Annotated in this window: 23 protein-coding genes; 10 read left to right on the top strand and 13 right to left on the bottom strand. The window is 70.1% G+C overall.

The genetic code is table 11. The features are described from left to right. The first annotated feature begins 38 nt into the window (after positions 1-38). Together PKE78_RS10655 and fae are read left to right on the top strand one after the other, a co-directional pair. On the top strand, positions 39-695 hold the full coding sequence (locus tag PKE78_RS10655; RefSeq protein ID WP_271200849.1) for a carbonic anhydrase: 657 nt from the start codon (positions 39-41) through the stop codon (positions 693-695). A 38-nt stretch (positions 696-733) separates the two neighbouring features. After that, positions 734-1,273 (top strand): formaldehyde-activating enzyme, encoded by a 540-nt coding sequence (gene fae / locus PKE78_RS10650; RefSeq protein ID WP_271200848.1) that lies wholly within the window; start codon positions 734-736, stop codon positions 1,271-1,273. A 34-nt stretch (positions 1,274-1,307) separates the two neighbouring features. Here fae and PKE78_RS10645 read toward each other — a convergent pair whose 3' ends face one another. From PKE78_RS10645 to PKE78_RS10625, 5 genes are read right to left on the bottom strand one after another with little or no spacing between them, the layout of a single operon-like run. Continuing rightward, entirely contained in the window at positions 1,308-1,733 is a 426-nt protein-coding gene (locus tag PKE78_RS10645; protein ID WP_271200847.1) for a periplasmic heavy metal sensor, read from the bottom strand. A gap of 1 nt (position 1,734) precedes the next feature. Further along, the gene (locus PKE78_RS10640) at positions 1,735-2,160 is read right to left on the bottom strand and encodes a hypothetical protein (RefSeq protein WP_271200846.1); all 426 of its coding nucleotides are present in this window, start codon (positions 2,158-2,160) and stop codon (positions 1,735-1,737) included. Beyond that, entirely contained in the window at positions 2,157-2,795 is a 639-nt protein-coding gene (locus PKE78_RS10635) for a sigma-70 family RNA polymerase sigma factor (protein ID WP_271200845.1), read from the bottom strand. Before PKE78_RS10635 ends, PKE78_RS10640 begins: the two co-directional genes overlap by 4 nt. 31 nt (positions 2,796-2,826) lie before the next feature. Beyond that, the gene (locus PKE78_RS10630; RefSeq protein WP_271200844.1) at positions 2,827-3,417 is read right to left on the bottom strand and encodes an EF-hand domain-containing protein; all 591 of its coding nucleotides are present in this window, start codon (positions 3,415-3,417) and stop codon (positions 2,827-2,829) included. A gap of 53 nt (positions 3,418-3,470) precedes the next feature. Continuing rightward, positions 3,471-4,175: a uracil-DNA glycosylase family protein gene (locus tag PKE78_RS10625; protein WP_271200843.1), complete on the bottom strand. Its 705-nt coding sequence runs from the start codon at positions 4,173-4,175 to the stop codon at positions 3,471-3,473. A gap of 74 nt (positions 4,176-4,249) precedes the next feature. Between PKE78_RS10625 and PKE78_RS10620 the strand changes: the two genes are divergently transcribed. Further along, positions 4,250-5,800: a sensor histidine kinase gene (locus PKE78_RS10620; RefSeq protein ID WP_271200842.1), complete on the top strand. Its 1,551-nt coding sequence runs from the start codon at positions 4,250-4,252 to the stop codon at positions 5,798-5,800. 1 nt (position 5,801) lies between these two features. Here PKE78_RS10620 and PKE78_RS10615 read toward each other — a convergent pair whose 3' ends face one another. After that, the gene (locus PKE78_RS10615) at positions 5,802-6,809 is read right to left on the bottom strand and encodes an LLM class flavin-dependent oxidoreductase (protein ID WP_271200841.1); all 1,008 of its coding nucleotides are present in this window, start codon (positions 6,807-6,809) and stop codon (positions 5,802-5,804) included. A 203-nt stretch (positions 6,810-7,012) separates the two neighbouring features. On the opposite strand from PKE78_RS10615, the gene PKE78_RS10610 reads away from it, so the two are divergent. Then, positions 7,013-8,008 (top strand): Bug family tripartite tricarboxylate transporter substrate binding protein, encoded by a 996-nt coding sequence (locus PKE78_RS10610; RefSeq protein ID WP_271200840.1) that lies wholly within the window; start codon positions 7,013-7,015, stop codon positions 8,006-8,008. A 62-nt stretch (positions 8,009-8,070) separates the two neighbouring features. Here the strand turns inward: PKE78_RS10610 and PKE78_RS10605 are convergent, their stop codons facing one another. The 3 genes from PKE78_RS10605 to PKE78_RS10595 all read right to left on the bottom strand — a co-directional run bounded on the left by PKE78_RS10605 (position 8,071) and on the right by PKE78_RS10595 (position 13,668). Beyond that, entirely contained in the window at positions 8,071-11,295 is a 3,225-nt protein-coding gene (locus PKE78_RS10605; RefSeq protein WP_271200839.1) for an efflux RND transporter permease subunit, read from the bottom strand. A gap of 10 nt (positions 11,296-11,305) precedes the next feature. Beyond that, positions 11,306-12,508 (bottom strand): efflux RND transporter periplasmic adaptor subunit, encoded by a 1,203-nt coding sequence (locus tag PKE78_RS10600; RefSeq protein ID WP_271200838.1) that lies wholly within the window; start codon positions 12,506-12,508, stop codon positions 11,306-11,308. Positions 12,509-12,669: 161 nt separating this feature from the next. Further along, positions 12,670-13,668 carry a LacI family DNA-binding transcriptional regulator gene (locus PKE78_RS10595; RefSeq protein WP_271200837.1) on the bottom strand — a complete coding sequence of 333 codons (999 nt, stop codon included), beginning with the start codon at positions 13,666-13,668 and terminating at the stop codon, positions 12,670-12,672. Between the two features lie 348 nt (positions 13,669-14,016). Here PKE78_RS10595 and cysG point away from each other — a divergent pair, with 348 nt between their 5' ends. The 5 genes from cysG to PKE78_RS10570 all read left to right on the top strand — a co-directional run bounded on the left by cysG (position 14,017) and on the right by PKE78_RS10570 (position 18,884). Further along, entirely contained in the window at positions 14,017-15,435 is a 1,419-nt protein-coding gene (gene cysG, locus PKE78_RS10590) for a siroheme synthase CysG (protein ID WP_271200836.1), read from the top strand. A 15-nt stretch (positions 15,436-15,450) separates the two neighbouring features. Further along, positions 15,451-15,786, top strand: coding sequence for a DUF2849 domain-containing protein (locus PKE78_RS10585; RefSeq protein ID WP_271200835.1), 336 nt, complete (start codon positions 15,451-15,453; stop codon positions 15,784-15,786). A gap of 11 nt (positions 15,787-15,797) precedes the next feature. Beyond that, positions 15,798-17,459 (top strand): nitrite/sulfite reductase, encoded by a 1,662-nt coding sequence (locus PKE78_RS10580; RefSeq protein ID WP_271200834.1) that lies wholly within the window; start codon positions 15,798-15,800, stop codon positions 17,457-17,459. Beyond that, a complete protein-coding gene (locus tag PKE78_RS10575) occupies positions 17,446-18,219 on the top strand; it encodes a phosphoadenylyl-sulfate reductase (protein ID WP_271200833.1) in 774 nt (257 codons plus the stop codon). Before PKE78_RS10580 ends, PKE78_RS10575 begins: the two co-directional genes overlap by 14 nt. A gap of 131 nt (positions 18,220-18,350) precedes the next feature. After that, positions 18,351-18,884: a DUF934 domain-containing protein gene (locus PKE78_RS10570; RefSeq protein ID WP_271200832.1), complete on the top strand. Its 534-nt coding sequence runs from the start codon at positions 18,351-18,353 to the stop codon at positions 18,882-18,884. 4 nt (positions 18,885-18,888) lie between these two features. Here the strand turns inward: PKE78_RS10570 and PKE78_RS10565 are convergent, their stop codons facing one another. The 4 genes from PKE78_RS10565 to PKE78_RS10550 form a co-directional block, all read right to left on the bottom strand. Further along, positions 18,889-19,962, bottom strand: coding sequence for a dipeptidase (locus PKE78_RS10565; protein ID WP_271200831.1), 1,074 nt, complete (start codon positions 19,960-19,962; stop codon positions 18,889-18,891). 729 nt (positions 19,963-20,691) lie between these two features. Then, complete coding sequence (locus PKE78_RS10560; protein ID WP_271200830.1) at positions 20,692-21,771, bottom strand: tartrate dehydrogenase; 1,080 nt, start codon at positions 21,769-21,771, stop codon at positions 20,692-20,694. A 189-nt stretch (positions 21,772-21,960) separates the two neighbouring features. Beyond that, a complete protein-coding gene (locus tag PKE78_RS10555) occupies positions 21,961-22,929 on the bottom strand; it encodes a tripartite tricarboxylate transporter substrate-binding protein (protein WP_271200829.1) in 969 nt (322 codons plus the stop codon). Between the two features lie 201 nt (positions 22,930-23,130). Continuing rightward, positions 23,131-24,204, bottom strand: coding sequence for a tartrate dehydrogenase (locus PKE78_RS10550; RefSeq protein ID WP_271200828.1), 1,074 nt, complete (start codon positions 24,202-24,204; stop codon positions 23,131-23,133). A 206-nt stretch (positions 24,205-24,410) separates the two neighbouring features. On the opposite strand from PKE78_RS10550, the gene PKE78_RS10545 reads away from it, so the two are divergent. Continuing rightward, positions 24,411-24,794 carry a nuclear transport factor 2 family protein gene (locus PKE78_RS10545; RefSeq protein ID WP_271200827.1) on the top strand — a complete coding sequence of 128 codons (384 nt, stop codon included), beginning with the start codon at positions 24,411-24,413 and terminating at the stop codon, positions 24,792-24,794. Positions 24,795-24,805: the final 11 nt, after the last annotated feature.

Genomic DNA, 24,805 nt, shown 5'->3' with positions numbered 1-24,805 from the left:
CGTATTGACCGTTACGTTGCTTGAGAAGGGGTGGTTTCATGACCGACGCGCAGCCCGCCTTCACGAAGGAGGCATCGACCTCGCTCGACGCTCTGTTCGACGGCTATCGCCGCTTCCGCGCCGAGGCTTGGCCCGAGCTGCGCAAACGGTATGAGAGCCTCGCCGACGGGCAGGCGCCGAAGATCCTGGTGATCGGCTGCTCCGACAGCCGGGTCGACCCGCAGCAGATTCTCGGCGCGGCGCCCGGCGAGCTGTTCGTGCTGCGCAACGTCGCCGGCCTCGTGCCGCCTTACGCGCCGGACCAGGCGCATCACGGCGCGAGCGCCGCGGTCGAATACGCGGTGCGAGTGCTGAAAGTCGAGCGCATCGTCGTGCTGGCGCATGCGGGCTGCGGCGGCGTGAACGCGCTGCTCAACGGCGCGCCGCCGGAGGCCTCCGACTTCGTGGTGAGCTGGATGGGAATCGCGGCCCGCGCCAGGGGGGCCGTCGACCCGGCGCTCGAAGGCGACGCGCGCCAGCAGGCCGGAGAAGAGGCCTGCGTGGCGGTCACGCTCAGCAACCTGATGACCTTCCCCTGGCTGCGCGAGCGTGTCGAGGCGGGCGACCTCGCGCTGACGGGCATGCATTTCGGCGTCGCCACCGGACGCCTGCGCTGCTGCGACGGCTCGGGCGTATGGGCTGCGGTCCCGGCCTGACGGCCGGCGCCGTTTCGGTTTCCTCAGGAGCATTGATAATGACGAACATCGTTTTCCGCACCGGCGAGGCCACGGTGCTCGCGGCCGAGGGCCAGGCCACCGACGCGATGCCTGAGATCGTGATCGGCCGGGTCGACGGCCCGGTGGGCCACGCCTTCGCCGGCATGCTGGGCCAGACGGTCGGCCACACCCGCATGTTCGTCGTGCGCGACCTGAACCAGCAGGTGAAGCCGGCGACGATGATGACCACCAAGGCCACCATTCACACCGCGGAATATGTCGATCTGCTTGGCGGCGTGGTTCAGGCGGCGACCGGCGACGCGATCCTCGACAGCGTCATCGAGGGCGTGATCCCGAAGGACATCGTCGACGACATCTGCATGATCGTGACGATCTGGCTCGACCCGCGCTGCGCCGAGGACCCGAACCTCGACAAGAAGGACCTGTACCGGACCAACTACGAGGCGACGAAGCTCGCCATCAAGCGCGCGATCAACGGCCAGCCGACGATCGACGAGCTGATCGCAAACCGGAAGACCGTGAAGCACTACGCGCTCGAGGACGTCGTCGAGTACTGACGCGCCTAGCCTCCAGGACTGGGCGGGCGCCCGCTCAGTCCTTTTCGCCGCGCGCGACTTTCGCGCGGTCGGCCGGCAGCGCCGCCGGCAGCGCTTCGGCGATCGCCTCGTGGATCACCTGCTGGAAGCTCGCGCCCTTCGCGCGGGCGTCCTCGAAGGCGGCGCGCACGGCGTCCGCATCGACCGGATCAGCGCTGATCGTCTCCCGCGTTGCCCTTCGCGCCGCCTGCATCTGCGAAAGCGCCTGCGACAGCTCCGCCCGCCTGGCCTCGAGCCGCGCCCGAACCGCGTCGCCGACGGAGTCCGGATAGCGCTGCGACACGAAGCCGATCACGTCGTCCACGTTCCGGCGCTGCGGCGGCTTGTCCGGCCCGGAGGTCATGACGAAGCCGGCCGCCGCGATGTTGAGCGCGACAGACAGGGCGAGCGCGCCGAAAAGCCAGACGGGCCTGCGCGCCATCTCAAAGATCCCCGTCGTTCAGCGAGACTTCGATCGCCGCGCCGAGGTCGAGGGTCGTCGCGCCGGTGGCGCGCGTGTCGACGATCGCGCCGAGCGCGAGACCGACGGTGAGCGCTGCGGCGCAGAAGGTTGCGCTCGCGAAGCCGAACCGGCCGGGCGACGCCGTGAGCCAGAGCCACCGGTCGCTGCGGCGCGCCGACACCTCGCCGACCACGCGGAACGCGAAGCCGTTCGGCGTGGGCGCGGCGGCCGCCTTCGCCACCAGCGCGTCGAGCCGGACCGCCTCCGCATGCCGATTCCGCGCTTCCGCGGAACGGGCGAGCAGCGCGCGCGCGGCGGCGGCCTCCGCCTGAGGCCAGCGCTCTAGGTCGGCGCCGAGCGCGTCGAGCCGCTGATCGAACAGCGGCAGGGAGAGATGGTCGGTCATGGTCTCGTCTCCTCGCGCGCCGCCTGAAGGGCGCGCAGGGTCCGCCGGGCGCGGACAAGCATGGATTCAACAGCCTTCTCGGTCGCGTCCAGCGCTTCGGCGATCTCCGCGTTGGAGCGTTCGCCGTCGGCGGCGAGCAGCAGCGCGGCGCGCTGGCGGGCGGGCAGCGTCAGGATGTCCGCCCGCACCTGGTCGACCTCGTCGCGGTCGGAGAGGCTGCGCTCCGGCCCGACCTCGTCCGACGGCGGATCGAACGCGTCGGCGAACGGCAGGAACCGGCGAAGCCGCCGCCGACGGTCGTGATCGACGCACAGGTTCACCACGACGCGGTGCAGCCAGGTCGAGAACCGGGCGCCGCCGGGGCGCCAGCGGTCCGCCGATTTCCACACGCGCCAGAACGCCTCCTGGACGAGATCCTCCGCCTCGCTGGCGGAGCCGGTGAAGCGGTGCGCGACCGCCTGCGCCTTCGGGCCGTGGCGGGCCACGAGCCGCGCGAAGGCGCGCTGGTCGCCGTCGCCGACGAGCGCGAGCAGCGCGTCGTCGTCCGGCTCGTCCGCGGTCGCGGGGCGTTCAGCCGCGCGCATCGCGCCGGCCCGCCCGTCGCGCATGTCCGTCATCCGGGCCAGCGCCGTCATCGGCCGTCACTCCGCATCCCCGCGGGTCATCTCACTCGGCGTCCTCGTCCGCGTCCGCCGCGTCGCCGCCGTCCGCGCGATCCGAAGCCTTCTTCGGTCCGGCGTCGTCGCGTCCGGCGGCGCGGCTCTTCATCTTCTCCAGCAGCGCGTCGAACTCGGCCTTCGTCACCTTGCCGTCGCCGTCCCTGTCGGCGCGGCGGAACCACGGCAGGCCCTGCGCCAGGAACTCGTCGCGGGTGATCTTGCCGTCGCGGTCCTTGTCGGCGCGTTCGAAGCGGTCCTTGCGGGCGCGCGGCCGTTCGTCGTCGCCGCGCTTGTCGTCGCCGCGCTTGGCGAGGCGCTTCTCGGCGGCCGCCCGCAGCGTCTTGATCTCCTCGGCGGACAGCACGCCGTCGCCGTCCTTGTCCATGCGCGCGAACACCTTGGTCAGGGGCGCTTGCGCCTCCTCCCGCGTCAGCACGCCGTCCTTGTCGACGTCGAGACGCTCGAAGCGCTTCTCCATGCCCTTCGTCCGCTTCTCGATCCGCTCCGACCGGGTCATCGAATCGGCCGGCTGGGCGACAGCTGCAAGCGGGGTGAGCGCCAGTGCGGCGGCGAGGCCGGCGGCTGCGATACGGTCCATGGCTCAAGGCTCCTTGGTCGTTGCGCGGAAACTGCGCGCCCCTCTCGCAGGTTTTAACGCGGGCCGCGGCGTTTCCCTGCGCCGGTTTCGCTTTTTGGCTCCGGCGTCAGCGCGTCGCGCACCATCCGGCGCAGCGTCGGCGCGAGCTCCTCGTCGAACCACGGATTGCGTTTGAGCCACGCGTTGTTGCGCCAGGACGGATGCGGCAGCGGCACGACGCGTGGAAGCCCCGGCCGGTCCACGATCCGGCGCCAGTCGGCGACCGCCGCCGTCAGCGACGGCCCGGCGTCAGCCCCGAGATGCCAGAGCTGCGCCGGACGTCCGACCGCGAGCACCAGCTCGATCGACGGCAGCAGGTTGAACAGTTCCGCGCGCCAGGCGGGAGCGCATTCCCGCCGCGGCGGCCGGTCGCCGCCCTTGGCGTCGAGGCCGGGGAAGCAGAAGCCCATCGGGACCACCGCGATGCGCGCCTCGTCGTAAAACTCGTCGTCGCTGACGCCCATCCAGCGCCGCAGCCGCACGCCGGACGGGTCGGTGAACGGCACGCCCGAGGCGTGGACGCGCGTGCCCGGCGCCTGTCCGCAGACCGCGATCCGCGCGGTCGCCCGCGCCCGCACCACGGGGCGGGGAGGGTGCGGCAAAGGCGCGCCGCGCGGCGCGTCGCGGCAGATGCGGCAGGCGCGGATCTCCGACAGCAGCGCCGCGAGTTCGGCGTCGTCGGCCTCCGACGTCGGGGAATTGAACGGTTGCGTCAGCACCGTCTTAAGCCTTTCGCTTGCAAGGTCGCGCTTCGACGTGAAACAGGGCGGTGAAGCGAGCGCGCGACGTGGACATGTTTGGGCTTCCGGAGGGATCCGATCCCGACATCCGCCCGTCGGAGCGGACGGCGGACCGCCGCCGCACGGTCGCGGCCAATGTCCGCACGGCCCGTGAACGCCTGACCTCCACCACCGGCACCCGCCCCGCCTTCGATCTCGAGCTCGCGCGCATCTACGCCCAGAACCGGGTCTCGGCCGCGCTGGTCGTGTTCGCCCTGGCGGCCGTCGCCGCGATCGGCCTCGGCATATGGGTATCGAGCGCGGCCGGCGTCGTCTGGCTGGCCGTCGCGTGCGCGGGCCACGGCGTCGCGGTCGCGGTCGCGCGGCGCTTCCTGCTCCGGCCGGCCGACGAAGCGGATCTCCGCGTCTGGACCCGGCGCTTCGTAGCCGCCGAGTTCGTCAACGCCTGCGCCTGGGCGTCGGTCGTGGCCCTGCTCGACGTCGCGACCGACGCCGCGGCCATCATGACGCTGTTCGTGATGCTGACCGGCTTGGCCGTCTCGACCACGCTGGCGGCGAGCGTGCCGCTCGCGGTCTACGCCGGGACGCTGCCGATCACGGCCGTGGCGCTCGCCGTCTATGTGCCGGTCGGCGGCCCGGGCGCGGCGGCGGTCGCCGTCATGGCGGTCGGCGCCGAGGTCTATTTCCTGCTGCTCGGCCGCCGGCTGTTCCGCAGCACGCTCGACGCGCTGGAGTTCCGCGCCGAGAAGGACGCGCTGATCGGCGAGCTGGAGCAGGCCAAGGCCAATTCGGACGAGGCGCGGCGGCGCGCGGAGGCGGCCAACCTCGCCAAGTCCCGCTTCCTCGCGACCATGAGCCACGAGCTCCGGACGCCGCTCAACGCCATCCTCGGCTTTTCGGAGGTGATGAAGGCGGAGGTGTTCGGGGCGCATTCGGTTCCGACCTACAAGGAATACGCCGGCGACATCCACCAGAGCGGCCAGCATCTGCTCGAGCTCATCAACGAGATCCTCGACCTGTCGCGCATCGAGGCCGGACGCTACGAGCTGAACGAGGAGAGCATCAACCTCGCCTACGTGGTCGAGGACTGCCACCACCTGCTCAAGCTCCGCGCCAAGAACCGCGGCATCGCGATCCGCGAGCTTTACGAGCCCGGCATGCCGCCGGTCTGGGCCGACGAGCGGGCGCTGCGCCAGATCACGCTGAACCTGCTGTCGAACGCGATCAAGTTCACCCCCCAGGGCGGCGTGATCACGCTCAAGGTCGGATGGACCGCCTCCGGCGGCCAGTATTTCAGCGTTTCCGACACCGGGCCGGGCATTCCGGAGAACGAGATTCCGACCGTGCTCGCCTCGTTTGGCCAGGGCACGCTCGCGATCAAGACCGCGGAGCAGGGCGCCGGCCTCGGCCTCCCGATCGTGAAGGGGCTGATCGACCTGCACGGCGGCGGCTTCTCGCTGAAGAGCAAGCTGCGGGAGGGCACCGAGGTCGTCGTCACCCTGCCGGCGAGCCGCGTGATGAGCGCGCTGCCGCCGATCCGGCAAACCGAGAGTCAGCCCGCTGAGCGCGCCGCCGCCGCGCCCGGCCTGCGCCGGGCGGTCTAGGTCAGGCCGCGGCGCGCGCCGCCAGCCCGTCCCGGATCTCCGCCGTCAGGCGCAGCGACGTCAGGCGGGTGTCCGACGCGAAGGCGTGGCCCGTGACCATGAGCTCGTCGGGCGCGAGACGCGCGAGGAAATCCGCGAGGCCGCGCTCGACCGTCGCCGGCGAACCCACGAAGGCGTAGCGCAGCATCTGCTCGAGTCCGGCGCGTTCGGCGGGGCTGCAATAGGCGTCGATGTCGTCGATCGGGGGCGGCAGCGGTCCCGGACGGCCGCGCCGGAGGTTGATGAAGGCCTGCTGCTGGGAGGTGAAGGCGCGGCGCGCGGCGTCGTCGCTCTCGGCGGCGAGCACGTTGACGGCGGCCATGGCGTAGGGCTTCGCCAGTTTCGGCGACGGCCGGAACGTGGCGCGATAGACCGCGAAGGCCTCCTCCAGATCGTGCGGCGCGAAATGCGAGGCGAACGCGAACGGCAGGCCGAGCATGGCGGCGAGCTGCGCCGAATAGAGGCTGGAGCCCAGCAGCCAGATCGGCACCTGAAGCCCGGCTCCCGGCACGGCCCGGATCGCCTGGTCCTCGAGCGCCGGCTCGAAATAGCTCTGCAGCTCGATCACGTCCTGCGGAAAGCTTTCGGCGGCGGCGTGGAGATCGCGCCTCAGCGCCCGGGCGGTCGCCATGTCCGTTCCCGGCGCGCGGCCGAGGCCGAGATCGATGCGGCCGGGATAGAGCGCGGCCAGCGTGCCGAACTGCTCTGCGATCACCAGCGGCGAATGGTTCGGCAGCATCACGCCGCCGGAGCCGACACGGATGGTCAAGGTGCCCTCGGCGACATGGCCGATGACGACGGCCGTCGCGGCGCTGGCGATCCCCGTCATGTTGTGGTGTTCGGCGAGCCAGAACCGATGGTAGCCGAGCCGCTCGGCTTCCTGCGCCAAGGCGCGCGAGTTGCGGAACGCGTCGGCTGCGGTGGCGCCTTGCGCGATCGGCGCGAGGTCGAGCACGGAGAACGGGATCATCGTCTGTTCCTGATCGGTCGCCGCCCGCGGAAGCGGAAGGCGATTCCGGGTCTGTCGGGCCTATGCGCCCTGTTCACCTTGCGAGATCGTCATTCGCGCCCCCGAATGGAAGGGGGCGCCGCCTCTGCGGCCGGCGCAGGGCTGGCGCGCGCGGCGGCGCGCCTTATTCTCAAGCGTCTCCCGACCAAGGCAGGAGATGCGCGATGCCCCATGGGCCGTCCCGCCGCGAGGCGACCGCAGGTCTCGCCGGCGCCCTCGCTCTGGGCCTCTCCCGTCCGGCGCGCGCGGCCGTGACCACGCTGATCGCGCCGTTTCCGCCCGGCGGCGCCGTCGATCTGCTGGCGCGCATGCTCGCAGAGCGGCTCGGTCCGAAGCTCGGCCGCACGGTCGTGGTCGAGAACCGCGCCGGCGCCGGGGGCATGCTGGGGACGTCGGCGGTCGTGAAGGCGGCCCCGGACGGCGAGACGCTCGGTCTGGTGTCGACGTCGCAGCTAATCGCCAACAAGTACCTTTACGCGAGCCAGCCCTACGATCCGGACGTGGATCTGACGCCCATGACGCGCATCGTCACCGGCACGGTCGTCTGCGTCGTCAACGCCCGCACGGCGCGGGAGCGCGGCTGGGCGACGTTCCGCGACCTGATCGCCTGGGCGAAGGCGCATCCGGACGAGGTCCGCATGGGCTCCTCGGGGCAGGGGCAGGTGTCCCACCTGATGATCGAGCTGGTGAAGGCGCGGACCGGCGCCGCGATCCTGCACGTGCCCTACAAGGGCGGCGGTCCCGCGATCGTCGACCTGCTCGGCGGCGTCATCGACATGATGTTCGACGTCACGCCGGCGCTCGTGCCCCATGTCCGCGATGGATCGTTCGCCGCGCTCGCGGTCGGCGGTCGGGAGCGGATCGCGGCGCTGCCGGACGTGCCGGGCATGAAGGAGTTCGCCGATCTCGGCCTCGGCGACGTCGACCTGCAGACCTGGTACGCGGTCGTCGGGCCGAAAGGCTTACCCGCCGACGTGCAGGCGAAGCTGCGCGACGCTGTCGCCGCCGCGATGACCGACCCCGCGCTCACTGAGAAGCTCGAGCCGAGCGGGTTCTCGGTGGCTTTGGACGCGTCCCCGGACGACCTGCGCCGCCGGGTCGCCGACGAGGATCCGATGTGGCGGGAGCTCGTCCGCCTCTCCGGCGCGAAGCTCGAATGAAAAAGGGGGCGCCGGCGTGTGGCCGGTGCCCCCTTTGGGCGTCTGGCTTTGGAGCCGTCCCGTCAGGCCGGGTGCGGCGCGGGCGGCTGGCCCGCCCCGGGCGCGCCGCCGCCCGGCTTGTGGGAGTCGCCGCCGGGCTTGTCGCCGGTGGATTTGGGCTTCTCCTTGCGGAAGCGGCTCACGAGGCTCCGGATCGTCACGTAGAACACCGGCGTCAGGAACAGGCCGAGGATGGTGACGCCGACCATGCCGGCGAGCACCGCCACGCCGATCGCCTGCCGCAGCTCGGACGCCGCGCCGGTGGCGAAGGCCAGCGGCACCACGCCGAGCGAGAAGGCGAGCGACGTCATGATGATCGGCCGCAGCCGGTCCTTACAGGCGTCGACGGCGGCCTGGACGATGCTTTCGCCTTCCTCCTCGCGCTGTCGCGCAAACTCGACGATCAGGATCGCGTTCTTGGCCGCGAGGCCGATCAGCACGATGAAGCCGATCTGGGTCAGGATGTTGTTGTCCGACCCCTTCAGCCACACGCCGATCAGCGCCGCCAGCAGCGACAGCGGCGTGATCAGGATGATCGCGAGCGGCAGCGCCCAGCTTTCGTACTGCGCCGAGAGGAACAGGAACACGAACAGGATCGCGAGCGCGAACACGAACACCGCGGTGTTGCCCGCCAGTTTCTCCTGATAGGCGAGGTCCACCCACTCGAACTGGACGCCGGGCGGCAGGGTCTCAGCGGCGAGCCGCTCCATCAGCGCGATCGCCTGCCCCGTGGAGACGCCGGGGGCGGCGTCGCCCTGGAGAGCGATGGCGTTGTAGATGTTCTGCCGCTCCACCGTGTAGGGGCCGGTCTGGTTGCGCTCGGTGATGAGAGTGCCGAGCGGCACCAGGGCGCCGTTCGTCGACCGCACCTTGAACTGGTAGACGTCCGACAGCTTGACGCGGAATTGGGCGTCCGCCTGCGCGTTCACCTGGAAGGTGCGGCCGAGCGCCGTGAAGTCGTTGACATAGGCCGTGCCGAGCAGCGTCTGAAGCGCCTCGAAGATGTTCTGCACCGGCACGTTGAGCTGCTGGGCCTTGACGCGGTCGATGTCGAGGTAGACCTGCGGCGCGCGGGTGTTGAAGCTCGTGAACACGCGCGTGACCTGGCCCGAGGCGTTCGCCTTGGCGATCAGCTCGTTGACCGAGGCCTCAAGCGGCACGAAGCCCATGTTCGTGCGGTCCTGCACGTACATCTTCCAGCCGCCGCCCTGGCCGATGCCGCGCACCGTCGGCGGCAGGATGGCGAGCACGAAGGCTTCCTCGATCGCGAACAGCCGCTTCTGCGCTTCGGCCAGGATCGCGGGCGCCGTGTGGCTCGCGCCGTGCTCCGTCCGCTCGTTGAACGGATCGAAGATGATGAAGCTCGTCGCCGCATTCGAGGCCGCCGAGAAGGTCGCTCCCGAGAAGCCGGCGATCGTGACCGCATTCTTCACGCCCGGCACCTGCCGGACGATCTCCGCCGCGCGCCGCGCCACCTCGTCCGTGCGCTGGAGGTTCGCGCCCTCCGGCAACTGCGCGATCAGGATGGCGTAGCCCTGGTCGGCCTGCGGGATGAAGCCCCGCGGCACCGACGAGAACATGTAGACCGCGCCGCCGATCAGCGCGACGTAGGCGATGAGGAAGATCGACTTGTGGCCGACCATCCAGCCGACCGAGCGGCTGTAGCCGTTCGCGCCGCGGTCGAAGTTGCGGTTGAACAGGTCGGCCGCCCGCTGGCCGAGGCTGCGCTTGCCGCCGTGCTGGTGCGGCTTCAGCAGGATGGCGCACAGCGCCGGGGACAGCGTGAGCGACACCAGCGCCGACAGCACGGTCGACGCCGCGATCGTCAGCGCGAACTGCTGATAGAAGATGCCGGAGATGCCGGGGATGAAGGCGGTCGGAACGAACACCGCGCACAGCACCAGCGCGATGGCGATGACGGCGGTGCCGACCTCGTCCATCGTGACATGCGCGGCCTCGCGGGGCGTCTTCCCGAGCGCCATGTTGCGCTCGACGTTCTCCACCACGACGATGGCGTCGTCGACCACGATGCCGATGGCGAGGATCAGGCCGAACAGCGTCAGCATGTTCAGCGAGAAGCCGAAGGCCGACATGACGGCGAAGGTCGCGATCAACGACACCGGGATCGCCGCGACCGGGATGATCGCCGCGCGCCACGACTGCAGGAAGATGAACACCACCAGCACGACGAGGGCGACCGCCTCGTAGATCGTGTGCTCGACCGCGGTGATCGACTCGTTGATGAACTCGGTCGGATTGTACTCGGTGCGGTATTCGAGGCCCGCCGGGAAGGACGCCTTCAGCGTCTCCATCGTGGCCTTGATCTGCTCGGCGGCCTCGGTCGCGTTGGTGCCGGGGCGCTGGAAGATGCCCATGCCGACGGTCGGATCGGCGCCGAGATAGGAGTTCGACGAGTAGGTGCGGGCGGCGAGCTCCACGCGCGCCACGTCGCCGACGCGCAGCAGCCGTCCGTCCGAGGTGGCGCGGACGATGATCTGCTTGAACTGCTCGGGGGTCTGGAACCGCCCCTGCGTCGTCACCGTGATCTGGGAGGCGGTGCCAGGCGGCGAGGGCGGCGCGCCGAGCGAGCCGCCGGACACCTGCACGTTCTGCGCGGAGATCGCGGACACCACGTCGCCTGCGGCGAGGCCGTAGGCCGCGAGCCGGTTCGGGTCGAGCCAGACGCGCAGGGAGAGCTCGCGCTCGCCGAAGATGGTGATGTCGCCGACGCCCTCGATGCGCTTCAGCGCGTCGATCACGTTCACCGACGCGTAGTTCGACATGTAGACGGTGTCGAGCGACTTGTTGGGCGAGATCAGGTTCACGACCATCAGGAAGTCCGACGACCGCTTGTTCACCTGAACGCCGTTGCGGCGCACCGCTTCCGGCAGGCGGGGATCGGCCTGGCTGACGCGGTTCTGGACCTGAACCTGCGCGATGTCCTGGTTGGTGCCCGGCTGGAAGGTGACGGTGAGCTGCAGGCGGCCGTCGCCGGTCGCCAGCGAGTTCATGTAGATCATGCCCTCGACGCCGTTGATCTGCTGCTCCAGCGGCGCGGCGACCGTCTCGGCGATGGTCTCGGCGTTCGCGCCCGGATACTGCGCGGTGACCGAGATGGTGGGAGGCGCGATCTCCGGGTACTGCGCGATCGGCAGGCTCACCAGAGCGACGCCGCCGACGATCATCAGAACGATCGAGATGACCGACGCGAAGATCGGCCGGTCGACAAAGAAATGTCCGATTCCCATGGCCGCCCCCTTACTTCGCGGGCTGCGCGGCCGCGCCCTGCTGGCCGGCGGGCTTTGTGGGGTCCACCGTCTGCGGTTTCACCTGCGCGCCGGGACGCGCGCGCATCAACCCGTTCACGATCACTCGGTCCTCGGCGGTCAGGCCGCTGCGGATCACGCGCAGCCCGCCGTTGAGCTGGCCGGGCTCGACAACCTTGGGGACGACCTTGTCCTCGGGGCCGACCGTCATGACGATCTTGCGGGTCTGGTCGGACAGGATCGCCTCGTCCGGCACCAGCAGGGCTTCGTAGGTCGGGCTCGACTGCACGCGGACGCGCCCGAACACGCCGGAGGTAAGGAAGCCGGTCTTGTTCGGTACGGACGCGCGCAGCCGCAGCGTGCCGGTCTGCTGGTCGAGCTGGTTGTCAGCGAAGTCGATCCGGCCCTTGATCGAGAACTCGGTCGAGTTCGGCAGCGCGATCTCCACCGGCGCGCCGCCGTCCTCCGCCTTGATCTTGCCGTCGCGGACATAGGTCATGTAGCGGAGATAGCTCTGCTCATCGACGTCGAAGTAAAAGTAGATCGGCTGGGTTTTGACGATGGTCGTCAGCGCGGCCGAGCCGGCGCCCGCGGCGATCAGGTTGCCCTCGGTGATCAGCTTTCGGCCGATCCGGCCGTCGATGGGGGCGCGGACGTCGGTCCATTCGAGGTTCAGCTTCGCGGTCTGGACCTGCGCCTCGGCCGACTTCAGGCTGGCCAGCGCCTCGCCATAGGCCTGGTTGCGCTGCTGAGCGACCTGATCGCTGATGTTGCCTGTCCGCAGCAGGTCCTTGGCGCGGTCGACGTCGGATTTCGTCAGTTCGATGCGCGTCTTGGCCGTGATGACGGCGGATTCCGCCTGCGTCAGGGCCGCCTCATAGGGGCGGGGATCGATCTTGAAGAGCAGGTCGCCCTTCTTGACCGCCGAACCGTCGATGAACGCCACGTTGATCAGCTGGCCGCTGACCTGCGCCCGCACCTCGACCAGCTCCGACGCTTCGAATCGGCCGGTGAACTCCGCGACGTCGGTGACCTCGCGCTTGATCGGATTCGCGACCGAGACGGGCAGCGGCCCCGGAGCGCCCTGCGCGAAGGCCGGCCCTTCGCCGGCCGGCGCCAGCAGGGCGAGACCGAGCACGGCGGCGAGAGACGTCCTGGCGGTCGCCGGACGGACGGGCGCGACGATGCGGAACATGGGAGTCACCTGCGCGAAAAAGCATGCGCGCCATCGCCATGGCGCGCGCGCTTGCAAACCGGACGTCCCCGACACGGTCTTAGTGTGCGGCGCGGCATACGGCAACAGCGGCGGCGCGCGCGCCGTCGCTGTGTCGCCGCGAAGCCTCAACCGACGACGCGTCAGGCGCTGTCGCGCACGATGACTTCGAAATCGAGCGTCAGGTTGAACGGCGCGGCGTCCCGGCCGAGGCGGGCCGCCTCGAACGCGTTGATCATCAGCTTTCCGATCTCGACCCCCATGAGGCCGGCGTTGAAGCCGATGGTGGTCAGCGCCGGCAGCGTGTGCCGCGCGACCTCGTGGTCGCCGAAGCCGAACACCGCGACATCGTCCGGCACCCGCGCTCCGCGCCGGCGGAGCTCGCCGATGACGGCGATCGCCGTGATGTCGTGCGGACACAGGACGGCGTCGATGTCGGCCAGGTTGTCGAGGATCTCGGCTGCGGCGCGGACTCCTTGTTCGGCGAGCGCAAGCGGGCCGCCGGCGCTTATCAGGCGCACGGGCGCAAGACCGGCCTGCCGGGCGCCTTCGCGCAGGCCCTCGGCTCGGTCGGTGGTGTTGCTGGTCTGGCGCTCGCGTCCGACGATGGCGGCGAGACGCTTCCGGCCGGTCTCGGCGAAGTGGCGCGCCACGGCGCGGCCGACCGCGACATGGTCGACCGCCACCACGTGCCGGATCGGCGTCGCCGGTCGGTGAAGGAACTCCACCACCGGGACCCCAGCGTTCAATAACATGCGGGCTGCCCGCTCGCTGCGCGAGTCGCTCGCGATCGCGATGGCCTCGGGGCGCCGGCGCAGCATGGACTCAAGCATGTGCTCCTCCCGCTCCGCGCCGTAATCCGAAAAGCCGATGAAGAGCTGCAGCCCGAGAGGCGTGAGCGTGTCGTTCAGGCCGCGGGCGACCATGCCGAAGATCGGATTGACCAGCGCGGGCGCGATCATGCCCACGAGCCCGGAACGGCCCGACGACAGAGCGCCCGCCGCCTGATCCGGCACGTAGCCGAGCTCGTCGACCACCGCGAGAACCTTGTCGCGGGTCTTTTGCGAAACGGCTCCGTCATGCCGCAAAGCGCGCGAAACGGTCATTGCGGACACGCCGGCGAGACGTGCGACGTCCGACATCGTCGGAGCGGTTTTGCTTCCAGCCTTGCCAAATGAGGGCATGAAGCCTCGTTAGAATATCACCGAGGTAGAGTGTAGGCCCTCAGCTGGGGATCAACACCCCAACTTGGATTTACAGCTATCCCAGAGTCAAAACTTCCGGGACAAAAACAAGAGCTCAGCTAGACTGGGATATCGATAACATTGGGATTTCCAGCCTTTTACAGACCTCCGGGTCCCGGTTTGGCACGCTCGGCGTGCTTCGCCTCAGCCGCGAGGGCTATATTCAACGATTTAATAACGTATAAATTCCCGCTCTTGCAATTCTGTCTGTGCAATATCATTGTCGCGACAACGAAAGCTGCGCCCATGGCCCGTCTCACATCGTTTCCGGCCTTTCACCGCGTCTCCGGACGCGTGATTCTCGTCGTCGGCTCCGGCCCGGCGGCGGCGGCGAAGGTGCGTCTGCTGGCCGAGACCGACGCGCGGATCGTGGTGGTGTCCGAGGACGCCACGCACGAGCTACGAGACGACGCGCTGCGCGTCGGCGCGGAGCTTCGGGAAGAGCCGTTCGCGCCCGGCCATCTCGAGGGCGCGGCGCTCGCTTTCGCCGCGACCGAGGATGAGGACGCAGACCGCGCCATCGCCGACGCCGCGCGCGCGGCGCGCGTGCCCGTGAACGTGGTCGACCGCCCGGAGCTCTGCGACTTCACCACGCCCGCGATCGTCAATCGTGCGCCGCTTGCGGTGGCGATCGGCACCGAGGGCGCGGCCCCCGTGCTCGCGCGCCATGTTCGCGCCCGGGTCGAGGCGATGCTGGCGCCCGAGATCGGCGGTCTCGCTCGTCTGGCGGAAGGCCTGCGCGGCGCGGTGGCCGGCATGCTTCCCGCAGGCGAAGCACGGCGTCGGTTCTGGGCCCGGCTGTTCGAAGGGCCGGTGGCGGAGCGCGCGCTCGCCGGTGATCTGCCGGGGGCTCGAGCGCTTGCGCTGCGCGAGCTCGCGGCCGAGCCGGATCTCGGCGGATTCGTCTGGATCGTCGGCGCCGGTCCGGGCTCCGTCGACCTGCTGACGCTGCGCGCCCAACGCGTGCTTCAGGAGGCCGACGTCATCGTCCATGACGCGCTGGTGCCGTCCGAGGTGGTCGCCATGGGCCGTCGCGACGCCGAGCGCGTCTCCGTCGGCAAGCGCAAGGGCCATCACGAGGCGACGCAGGGCGAGATCGACGCGCTGCTCGTGCATGAGGCCAAGGCCGGCCGGCGGGTGGTGCGGCTCAAGAGCGGCGATCCGCTGGTGTTCGGCCGCGCAGGCGAAGAGATGGACGCGCTGCGCGCCGCAGGCGTGCCGTTCGAGATCGTTCCGGGCGTGACCGCGGCCTTCGCGGCGGCCGCCTCGGCGCAGGTTCCGCTGACGCTCCGCGGCGTGGCGTCGAGCCTGGTGTTCGCGACCGGCCACGACCTCGACGGCCGCACCCTGCCGGACTGGGCGGCCCACGCGCTGAACGGCGCCACGGTCGCCGTCTATATGGGGCGCTCGGTGGCGGGGGAGGTCGCCGCGCGCCTGTCGGAGGCCGGGCTCGCCGCCGACACGCCGGTGGTCGCCGTCGAGAACGCCGCCCGGTCCGACGAGCGGGTGCTCGCGGGGCGGCTCGACGATCTGTCGGCGCTCGCCGACCGGCCGGATCTGAGCGGTCCGGTGCTCATCCTGATCGGACGCGCGCTCTCTTCCGCCGATCTGTCATCCGCAATCCCTTTCGCTGAGGCGGCGGCCGCGCCAAGCGCCGCCGCCTGAAGGTCCAGACCCCACATGTCCGCGCCGATCCAGAAGTCGGCGGCCAAGACCAAGGCCGCCACGCAAGTCGTTACCGCCAATCGTCTCGACGACGGCGTCGTGGTCTATCTCGACGCCCGCGACGGCTGGACCGAGCGGCTGGGCGAGGCCGCCATCATCGAGACGCCGGAGGCGCTCGCCGCAGCCGTCGCCGCCGGCAAGGCCGCTGAGGCCGCGCGCGTGGTGGTCGAATCCTATCCGATCGACGTCGCCCGCGGGCCGGAGGGCCTTGCGCCGCTCCGCCTGCGCGAGGTCATCCGCGCCGCCGGCCCGACCGTGCGCGCCGATCTGCTGCGCCCCACCGGCGCCTGAGGAGTTTTCCCATGTACCGCTATGACGAATTCGACCACGGCTTCGTCACGTCCCGCGTCGCGCAGTTCCGCGACCAGGTCGAACGCCGGCTGTCGGGCGAGCTTACGGAGGACCAGTTCAAGCCGCTCCGGCTGATGAACGGCGTCTACCTGCAGCTGCACGCCTACATGCTGCGGATCGCCGTGCCCTACGGCACGCTGTCGTCGCGCCAGCTCAGGATGCTCGGCCACATCGGCCGCACATACGACCGCGGTTACGGCCACTTCACCACCCGCCAGAACCTGCAGTTCAACTGGCCGGCGCTGAAGGACATCCCGGCGATCCTCGACGACCTCGCCTCGGTCGAGATGCACGCGCTGCAGACCAGCGGCAACTGCATCCGCAACGTGACGACCGACCATTTCGCCGGCGCCGCGGCCGACGAGATCGCCGATCCGCGGCCCTACGCCGAGATTCTCCGGCAGTGGTCGTCGATCCATCCCGAGTTCAGCTACCTGCCGCGCAAGTTCAAGATCGCGGTGACCGGCGCGCCGAAGGATCGCGCCGCGATCCAGGTGCACGACATCGGGCTCGAGCTGAAGCGCGGGCCGGACGGCGGGATCGGTTTCGCGGTCTACGTCGGCGGCGGGCAGGGCCGCACGCCCATGATCGCCCATAAGGTGCGCGACTATCTGCCGGAGGAGGACCTGCTCGCCTACGTCGAGGCGATCATGCGGGTCTACAACCTGCACGGGCGGCGCGACAACAAGTACAAGGCGCGCATCAAGATCCTCGTCCACGAGACCGGCGCGGAGGAGATCACCCGCCAGATCGAGGCCGAGTTCGTCGAGGTGAAGAAAACCGAGCTGCTGCGTCTGCCCGACGAGGAGATCCAGCGCATCACGGCTTACTTCGCCGCGCCCGATCTCGCGCCGAAGCCCGCCCGCTCGGGCGCCTTCGAGGCCGCCAAGGCCGACAGCGCCGCCTTCGCGGCCTTCGCCGAGAACAACGTCACGCCGCACAAGGCGCCGGGCTACGGCGTCGTGACGGTGTCGCTGAAGCCGATCGGCGGCATTCCCGGCGACGCCACCGACGTGCAGATGGAGGTCGTGGCCGACCTCGCCGACGCCTATTCCCAGTCCGAGATCCGCGTCAGCCACGAGCAGAACCTCGTGCTGCCCCACGTGGCGCTCGACGACGTTCCCGCGCTCTACGCCAAGCTCGCGGAGCACGGGCTCGCGACCGGCAACGCCGGCCTCGTCACCGACATCATCGCCTGCCCGGGCCTCGACTACTGCGCGCTCGCCAACGCCCGCTCGATCAACATCGCTCAGGACCTCTCCAACCGCTTCGGCGCGCCTGAGCGGCAGAAGGACATCGGCGAGCTCAAAATCAAGATCTCCGGCTGCATCAACGCCTGCGGCCACCACCATGTCGGCCATATCGGCCTGCTCGGCGTCGATCGCCGCGGCGAGGAGGTCTACCAGATCACCCTCGGCGGCTCCGGCGACGAGACCGCCTCGGTCGGCGCGCTCGTCGGGCCCGGCTTCACCGGCGACCAGGTCGTCGACGCGGTCGAGACGGTGGTCGACACCTACCTGAAGCTGCGCCAGGGCCCGGACGAGACCTTCCTCTCCGCGGTCCGCCGGCTCGGCCAGCAGCCCTTCAAGGAAGCGCTCTATGGAGCAGCCTAACTTTCCGCTCGCCGCGGTCTCCGCCGCGCGCGCGGCGGAGCGCGCGACCTCGCTCGCGGCCCATCTCGACGCGCGCTACCGCGACCGGGACGCGGCCGGGCTGATCGGCGTCGCGGTCGAGGAGCTGTTCCGCAACCGCATCGCGCTGGTGTCGAGCTTCGGCGCGGACTCGTCCGTGCTGCTGCATCTCGTGGCCCAGGTCGAGCGCTCGACTCCGGTGATCTTCGTCGACACCGGCCAGCTGTTCGAGGAGACGCTGCGGTACCGCGACGAACTGGTGGAGCGGCTCGGGCTGACCGACGTGCGCAGCTTCGGCCCGAAGCCGGAGCGCCTCGCCCGGCACGACCCGGAGGCTTTCCTCTGGCAGTCGAACCCGGACCTGTGCTGCCGCATCCGCAAGGTCGAGCCGCTCGCAGCGGCGCTCGGCGACGTGCCGGCCTGGATCTCCGGCCGCAAGCGGTTCCAGAACGCGTTCCGCGCCGAGCTGCCGGTGTTCGAGGCGGACGGGCCGCGCATCAAGGTCAACCCGCTCGCGAGCTGGACGTCGAAGGACGTCGAGGCCTACCGGATCGCCCACGACCTGCCGGCGCATCCGCTGGTCAAGTTCGGCTATCCGTCGGTCGGCTGCGCGCCCTGCACCACGCGGGTCAAGCCGGGCGAGGACCCGCGCGCGGGCCGCTGGCGCGGCCAGGCGAAGACCGAGTGCGGCATCCACCTGCCCGGCATGATCGTGACCGAGAGCGACGGGAGCGGGATTTGACCGCCGGACAGGCGCTGCGGCATAGCGACCGTGGCGAAACAGGGCGGGAGGGTCGTATGGAGACCCGCGCGCCCTATGCTCACGATCATCCCGCCGCGGCCGTGCGCGCCGTCCGGGACGACGAGGATTCGATGACCGAAACGGCTGACGCCAACCTGCCGCTCTGGCGCAACGGCCGCTTCGAGGCCGACGAATGGACGCGCGCGGGCGAGGGCGAGGCCGTGTCCGAAGGTCCCGCCCTGCTGCCGCTGGTCCGCTTCCTCGCGGAGCGCGACGCGCTCGCCGCCCGCAACGCGCCGATCGGCGTGGTGGTGGAGCCGGGCGAGGCGATCGAGGAGCTCGCGCCCCATCTCGACCGGGTGTCGCTGGTGGTGCTGACCTTCCCGAAATACGCCGACGGCCGCAGCATGTCGTCGGCGCGGCTGCTGCGCCAGCGCTACGGCTACAAGGGCGAGCTCAGGGCCGCGGGCGACGTGCTGATCGACCAGATGCCGCTGATGCGCCGCTGCGGCTTCGACTCTTTCGAGGTGGTCAACGGCCCGACCCGCGCCCAGCTCGCCGCCGGCAAGTGGCCGGACGTGCCGTTCTACTACCAGCCGACCGGCGCCTCGCAGCAGGTCGAGATCCCCGCCGGCACGAGGCCCTGGGCGCGCCGGCCGGGCTGAGCCCTCACGCTCCCCAGATCCGCTCCAGCACCGCGAGCCAGTTGCGCCACGCGATCTTCTCGAGCGTGGCGTCGTCGTAGCCGTGCGCGCGGAGATGCGCGATCAGGCGCGGCAGGCCGGCGGCGTCGCCGAGCCGACCCGGCACGATCGCGCCGTCGAAATCCGAACCGAAGCCCACATGGTCGACCCCGAGCCGGCCGATCAGGTGGTCGAGGTGGCGCGTCATCGCATCAATCGGGGTGTCGGCGGTCATGCGGCCGTCCTCGCGCAGGAAGCAGGTGGCGAAGTTGAGCCCGACGAGGCCGCCTGAGTCGCGGATGGCGTCGAGCTGTCGGTCGGTCAGGTTGCGCGCGTGCGGGGTCAGGGCGTGGGCGTTGGAGTGCGTCGCGACCAGCGGCCGCGTCGACAGCTCCGCCACGTCCCAGAAGCCGGCTTCGTTGAGATGGCTGAGGTCGACGACGATCCGGAGCGCGTCGCATTCCCGGACCAGCCTTCGCCCGGCCTCGGTCAGGCCCGGTCCGGTGTCGGGCGAGGACGGGAAGCGGAACGGCGCGCCATGTCCGAAGATGGTGGGACGGCTCCACACCGGCCCGAGCGACCGGAGGCCGGCGGCGTGCAGCACGTGCAGCGCGTCGAGATCGGGGCCGATCGCCTCGGCGCCCTCGATGTGCAGCACGGCGGCGAGCGCGTTCCGCTCCATCGCGGCGTGGATCTCGGCGGCGCTGCGGCAGATCGCGACGGCGCCGTTCGAGGCGCGCTCGATCCTGAGCAGGATCGAGGTCATGGCGAGGACGGCCGCCTGCGCCTCGCCGAGCGGCAGCTTCTCCGGCAACGGCACGTCGTAGCGCGCCGAGCGCATCAGCTCGATGTAGTCGACGCCGAGGTCGCGCGAGGGCGTGAAGATCGCGAACAGCCCGCCGACCAGCCCGCCCGAGCGCGCCTTGGCCAGATCGACATGCCCGCCGAACCCGCCCTCGAGAAAGGCGCGCACGCCCCGATCGGCGTCGCCGCGCTGATTCAGCCGGAGCAGGGTGTCGTTGTGGCCGTCGAAGACGGGAATCTGCGGCGCGTTCGTCATGGCGCGACAAGATCAGGCGCGCCGCCCGCAGGCAACGGCGCCCGTCGTTTCGTCACCGCTCCACCCTCGACGTCATGCCCGGCGAAGTCGGGTATCCACGACTTCGGGCTGGGCGGGACGTGGAAAGAAAGTCGTGGATGCCCGCGAAGGCGGGCATGACGGCTGCGGGTGGCCATGGGGCTGAGCGAAGCGGGTCGGAGGTGCGTCCCTGTCATGGAATATATTCCTTGACATTCCCGCTATCCGCGCGCAGGGTTCCAAGACCCTTCCCCGTCACGGGAGGCGTGTCCGGACCGGCCGGCCATGCGGGGACAGGGGCGGCGCCTGCGGGTTCGGCTTTACCGGAGGCCGGGTTCTCGGGACGTCGGACGGAACGCGCGGCGCGCGACGCCGGTCTGGGGGAGGTTCAAAACCCTCGGACGGAGGTTCGCGCCGAACGTGAGCGACCCGCCCTGCACTATGACGGGGCCGCGCCTATGCAGAGGCGCCTTAAGGCCGGAGACGGTCACAAAGCCCTTGGGCTCAGACCGCCTTCGACGCCGGAGAGCCGCTTTTCGTCCGATGCGAAACCGTCGCGCGTGGAACGCCGGGCGACCGGCATTCTGAAACTACAGAGCATTCGGTGGCCCGGCGTTCCGCGCCTTCCCCGCTTCCATTCCGCCGTCTGACATCGCCGTGCCGACGCGCCCCGCCCATCATGGCGGCGGGACGCGCGCGGCCGTCGCGGCGTCAGCCGAGCGCGTCGGCGACCGCCTTGCCGCAAGTGACGGTGTCGGCCGTGCCACCGAGGTCGCGGGTGCGCAGCCGCTCGTCAGCGAGCACGGTCTCGATCGCCTTGACGATCGCCGCGCCGGCGTCCTTCTCGCCGAGATGGTCGAGCATCATCGCCGCCGACCAGATCTGCCCGATCGGGTTCGCGATCCCCTGACCGGCGATGTCGGGGGCCGAGCCGTGCACCGGCTCGAACAGCGAGGGGTGCTTCCGCTCCGGATTGATGTTGCCGGACGGCGCGATGCCGATCGTGCCGGTGCAGGCGGGCCCGAGGTCGGACAGGATGTCGCCGAACAGGTTCGAGGCCACCACCACGTCGAACTTCTCCGGCCTGAGCACGAAGAACGCGGTCAGAATGTCGATGTGGTACTTGTCGGTCTCGATGTCGGGATACTGCTTCCGCATCTCCTCGAAGCGCTCGTCCCAGTAGGGCATCGTGATCGCGATGCCGTTGGACTTGGTCGCCGAGGTCACCTTCTTCCGCGGCCTCGTGCGGGCGAGCTCGAAGGCGTATTTCATGATCCGGTCCGTGCCGTGGCGCGTGAAGACCGTCTCCTGGATCACCGCCTCGCGCTCGGTGCCGGGGAACATGCGGCCGCCGATCGCCGAATACTCGCCTTCGGTGTTCTCGCGCACGACGTAGAAGTCGATGTCGCCGACCTCGCGGCCGGCGAGCGGGCACTTCACGCCCGGCATCAGCCGCGCGGGGCGGACGGAGGCGTACTGGTCGAACTCGCGCCGGAACTGGATCAGCGAGCCCCAGAGGGATTCGTGGTCCGGAACGACGGCGGGCCAGCCGACGGCGCCGAAGAAGATCGCGTCCTTCGGCGCGATGTCCTCCTTCCAGTTCTCCGGCATCATCCGGCCGTGGCGTTGCCAGTAGTCGGCGGAGGCGTAGTCGTAATCGGTTCCCCGGATCTCGAAGCCGAACTTCTTCGCCGCCGCCTCGAGCACCCGGACGCCTTCCGGAACGGTCTCCTTGCCGATGCCGTCGCCGGGAATGTTGGCGATGGTGTAGACGCGGTTGGTGTCGGGCATGATGTCTCTCTTTCAGTGATGAGCGCGAGGCGGTCCGCGCTCCATGCGCAAGCGCGAACGATCAGCGCGCGGAGCGCCGGAACCAACGCCGTCGTCCTCCGGCGCGACCGGAGGACCCATCGTCGGCGTGAAGCTTTAGGCGGAAGGCGGATGGTCCGGTCAAGCCGGACCATGGCGCGCGCGGCGCCGTCAATCGGCGAACTGGCCCGCCGCCTTGATGACCGGATCCCAACGGTCGATCTCGGAGATCAGCCGCGCCTTCAGCGCCTCCGGCGTCGCCTGCTCCTTGGTCGCCGCCGTCGTCGCGATCTTGGCGAATTTCTCCTGGAGCGCGGGGTCCGCGAGCGTCGTCTGGAGCGCGCCGGCGAGCTTGGCTACGATCGCGTCCGGCGTTCCGGCCGGCGCGTAGACGCCGTGCCAGGTCGACATTTCAAACCCCTTCAGCCCGCCCTCCGCGGCGGTCGGCACGTTCGGCAACTGCGTCACGCGCTTCGGGGCCGTCACCGCGAAGGCCTTGACCTTGCCCTCGGTGATCGGACCGGTGGTGTTGGTCGCCTGGTCGCAGGTCATGTCGATCTGCTTGCCCATCAGGTCGGTGAGGATCGGCGCATTGCCCTTGTAGGCGACCGCCGTCATCCGCGCGCCGATGGCGGACTGGAACAGCACGCCGCAGAGATGCGACGACGCCCCGAGCCCGGCATGGGCGTAGGTCAGCTTGTCGCCCTCGGATTTGATCTTGGCGACCAGCTCCTCGAGCGTGTTCGCGGGAAAGTCGGTCCGCGTGATCACGGTCGAGGGCGCGTCCGAGATCAGGCCAATCGGCGCGAACGCGGTCTTGGTGTCGAACGGGAGCTTCCGGTAGAGCGCGGGCGCGGTCGAGATGCCGATGTGGTGGACGATCAGCGTGTAGCCGTCGGGGTCGGAGCGCGCGACGCGCGTCGAGGCGAGCGTGCCGCCCGCGCCCGTGACGTTCTCGACCACGAACTGCTTGCCGAGCGCCCGGCCCATGCCCTCGGCGGTCATGCGGGCGATGGCGTCCGTCGGGCCGCCGGCCGCATAGGGCACGATCACGGTGACGGCGCGGGCCGGGTAGTCGTCCTGGGCCGGCGCGGAGCCAGCGGTCAGGCAAAGCGCAGCGAAGGCGGCGATCAGGCGCATGTCATTTCCTCCTGTTCGACGGTCGGTCGACCCGGGAGGGCGCCGCCGTGCTTCTTGTTTGTCCGTCAGTCGGCGGTTCGTGCCGAACCGCCCGTCATGCCCGGCGGAGCCGGGTATCCACGACTTTCTGAGATCATGAAGCTCGACGCCGAAGTCGTGGATACCCGCGAAGACGCGGGCATGACGACCGCCGGTCGCGCGTCAGACGTTCGACGAGTGGATCGCGTCGACGACGGCGTCGGTGACCTCCCTGGTGTTGGCGGTCCCGCCGAGGTCCGGCGTCAGGACGCCGGCGCCGGTCACCGTTTCGACCGCCCGCATCAGGCGCGCCGAGGCTTCGTGCTCGCCGAGGTGGTCGAGCATCTGGGCCGCGGTCCAGAAGCTCGCGACCGGGTTCGCGATTCCCTTGCCGGTGATGTCGAAGGCCGACCCGTGGATCGGCTCGAACATCGAGGGGAAGCGGCGCTCGGGGTCGATGTTCGCGGTCGGCGCGACGCCGAGCGAGCCCGCCAGCGCGCCGGCGAGGTCGGAGAGCACGTCGGCGTGCAGGTTGGTGGCGACGATGGTGTCGAGCGACTGCGGCTTCAGCGTCATGCGCACCGTCATCGCGTCGACCAGCACCTTGTCCCAGGTCACGTCCGGAAATTCCTCAGCGACCTCGGCGGCAATCTCGTCCCACATCACCATGCCGTGGCGCTGGGCGTTGGACTTGGTGACCACGGTGAGCAGCTTGCGCGGCCGCGACTGGGCGAGGCGAAAGGCGTAGCGCATGACGCGGGTGACGCCGACGCGCGTGAAGATGGAGACCTCGGTGCCGACTTCCTCCGGCAGGCCGCGATGCACCCGCCCGCCGGCGCCGGCGTACTCGCCTTCCGAATTCTCGCGCACGATCACCCAATCGAGGTCGCCGGGGCCGCAGTTGCGCAACGGCGGCGTGACGCCCGGCAGGATCTTGGTCGGGCGGACGTTGGCGTACTGGTCGAAACCCTGGCAGATCGGCAGGCGCAGGCCCCAGAGCGTGATGTGGTCCGGGACGTCAGGCGCGCCGACGGCGCCGAAATAGATCGCGTCGAACTTCTTCAGCGTCGCAAGCCCGTCGGCGGGCATCATCACGCCGTGCTTCTTGTAGTAGTCCGAGCCCCAGTCGAAGGTCTTGAAGGTGAACGTCACGTCGCCGAGGCGCTTTTCGAGGCTCTTCAGCACCGTCTCGCCGGCCGCGATCACTTCCGGGCCGATGCCGTCGGCGGGAATGCTGGCGATCGAGTATTGACGCATGGATCGGGTCTCCCGGAGGCGCGCGTGGCCGTCTCGGGCCCGCGTCCTTGTTGCTTGGCCGGGATGATCCGCCCGGCGGGGCGAGGGGGTCCAATGCCGTCACGGCGTCGCGTCATGCCGGATCGGCATCGCCGCCGGGCGCTGTCGACGCCTGCCGCGGCTCCGCCTACGAGAGGTCGTTCCGCCTCGCATGTCCGGAGAGCCGCATGGCCGAGCTTGAGCGCAACAAGGCGACCGTGATCGCCTTCTACGAGCTGATGTTCAACGACTGCCGGCCGCGCGAGGCGATCGAGCGCCACGCCGGCGACGACTACATCCAGCACAACCCTCATGTCGCGACCGGAAAGGACGGGTTCATCGCCTATTTCGAGCGTATGGCGCGCGAATGGCCGGGCAAGCGCGTCGAGGTGAAGCGCGCGATCGCCGAGGGCGATCTGGTCGTGCTGCATTGCCTCCAGCACTGGCCCGGCGACCACGACTATGCGGCGATCGACATCTTCCGGCTCGACGGCGCGGGGAGGATCGTAGAGCACTGGGACGTGCTTCAGGTTCTGCCCGAGACCTCGGCCAACCCGAACGGCATGTTCTGAGCTGGCGTCGC

The sequence above is a fragment of the Methylopila turkensis genome, assembly GCF_027922325.1.
GTDB lineage: Bacteria > Pseudomonadota > Alphaproteobacteria > Rhizobiales > Methylopilaceae > Methylopila > Methylopila turkensis.
Note: the sequence above shows the minus strand (reverse complement) of the source record. Positions and strands in the feature narration are given on the sequence as shown.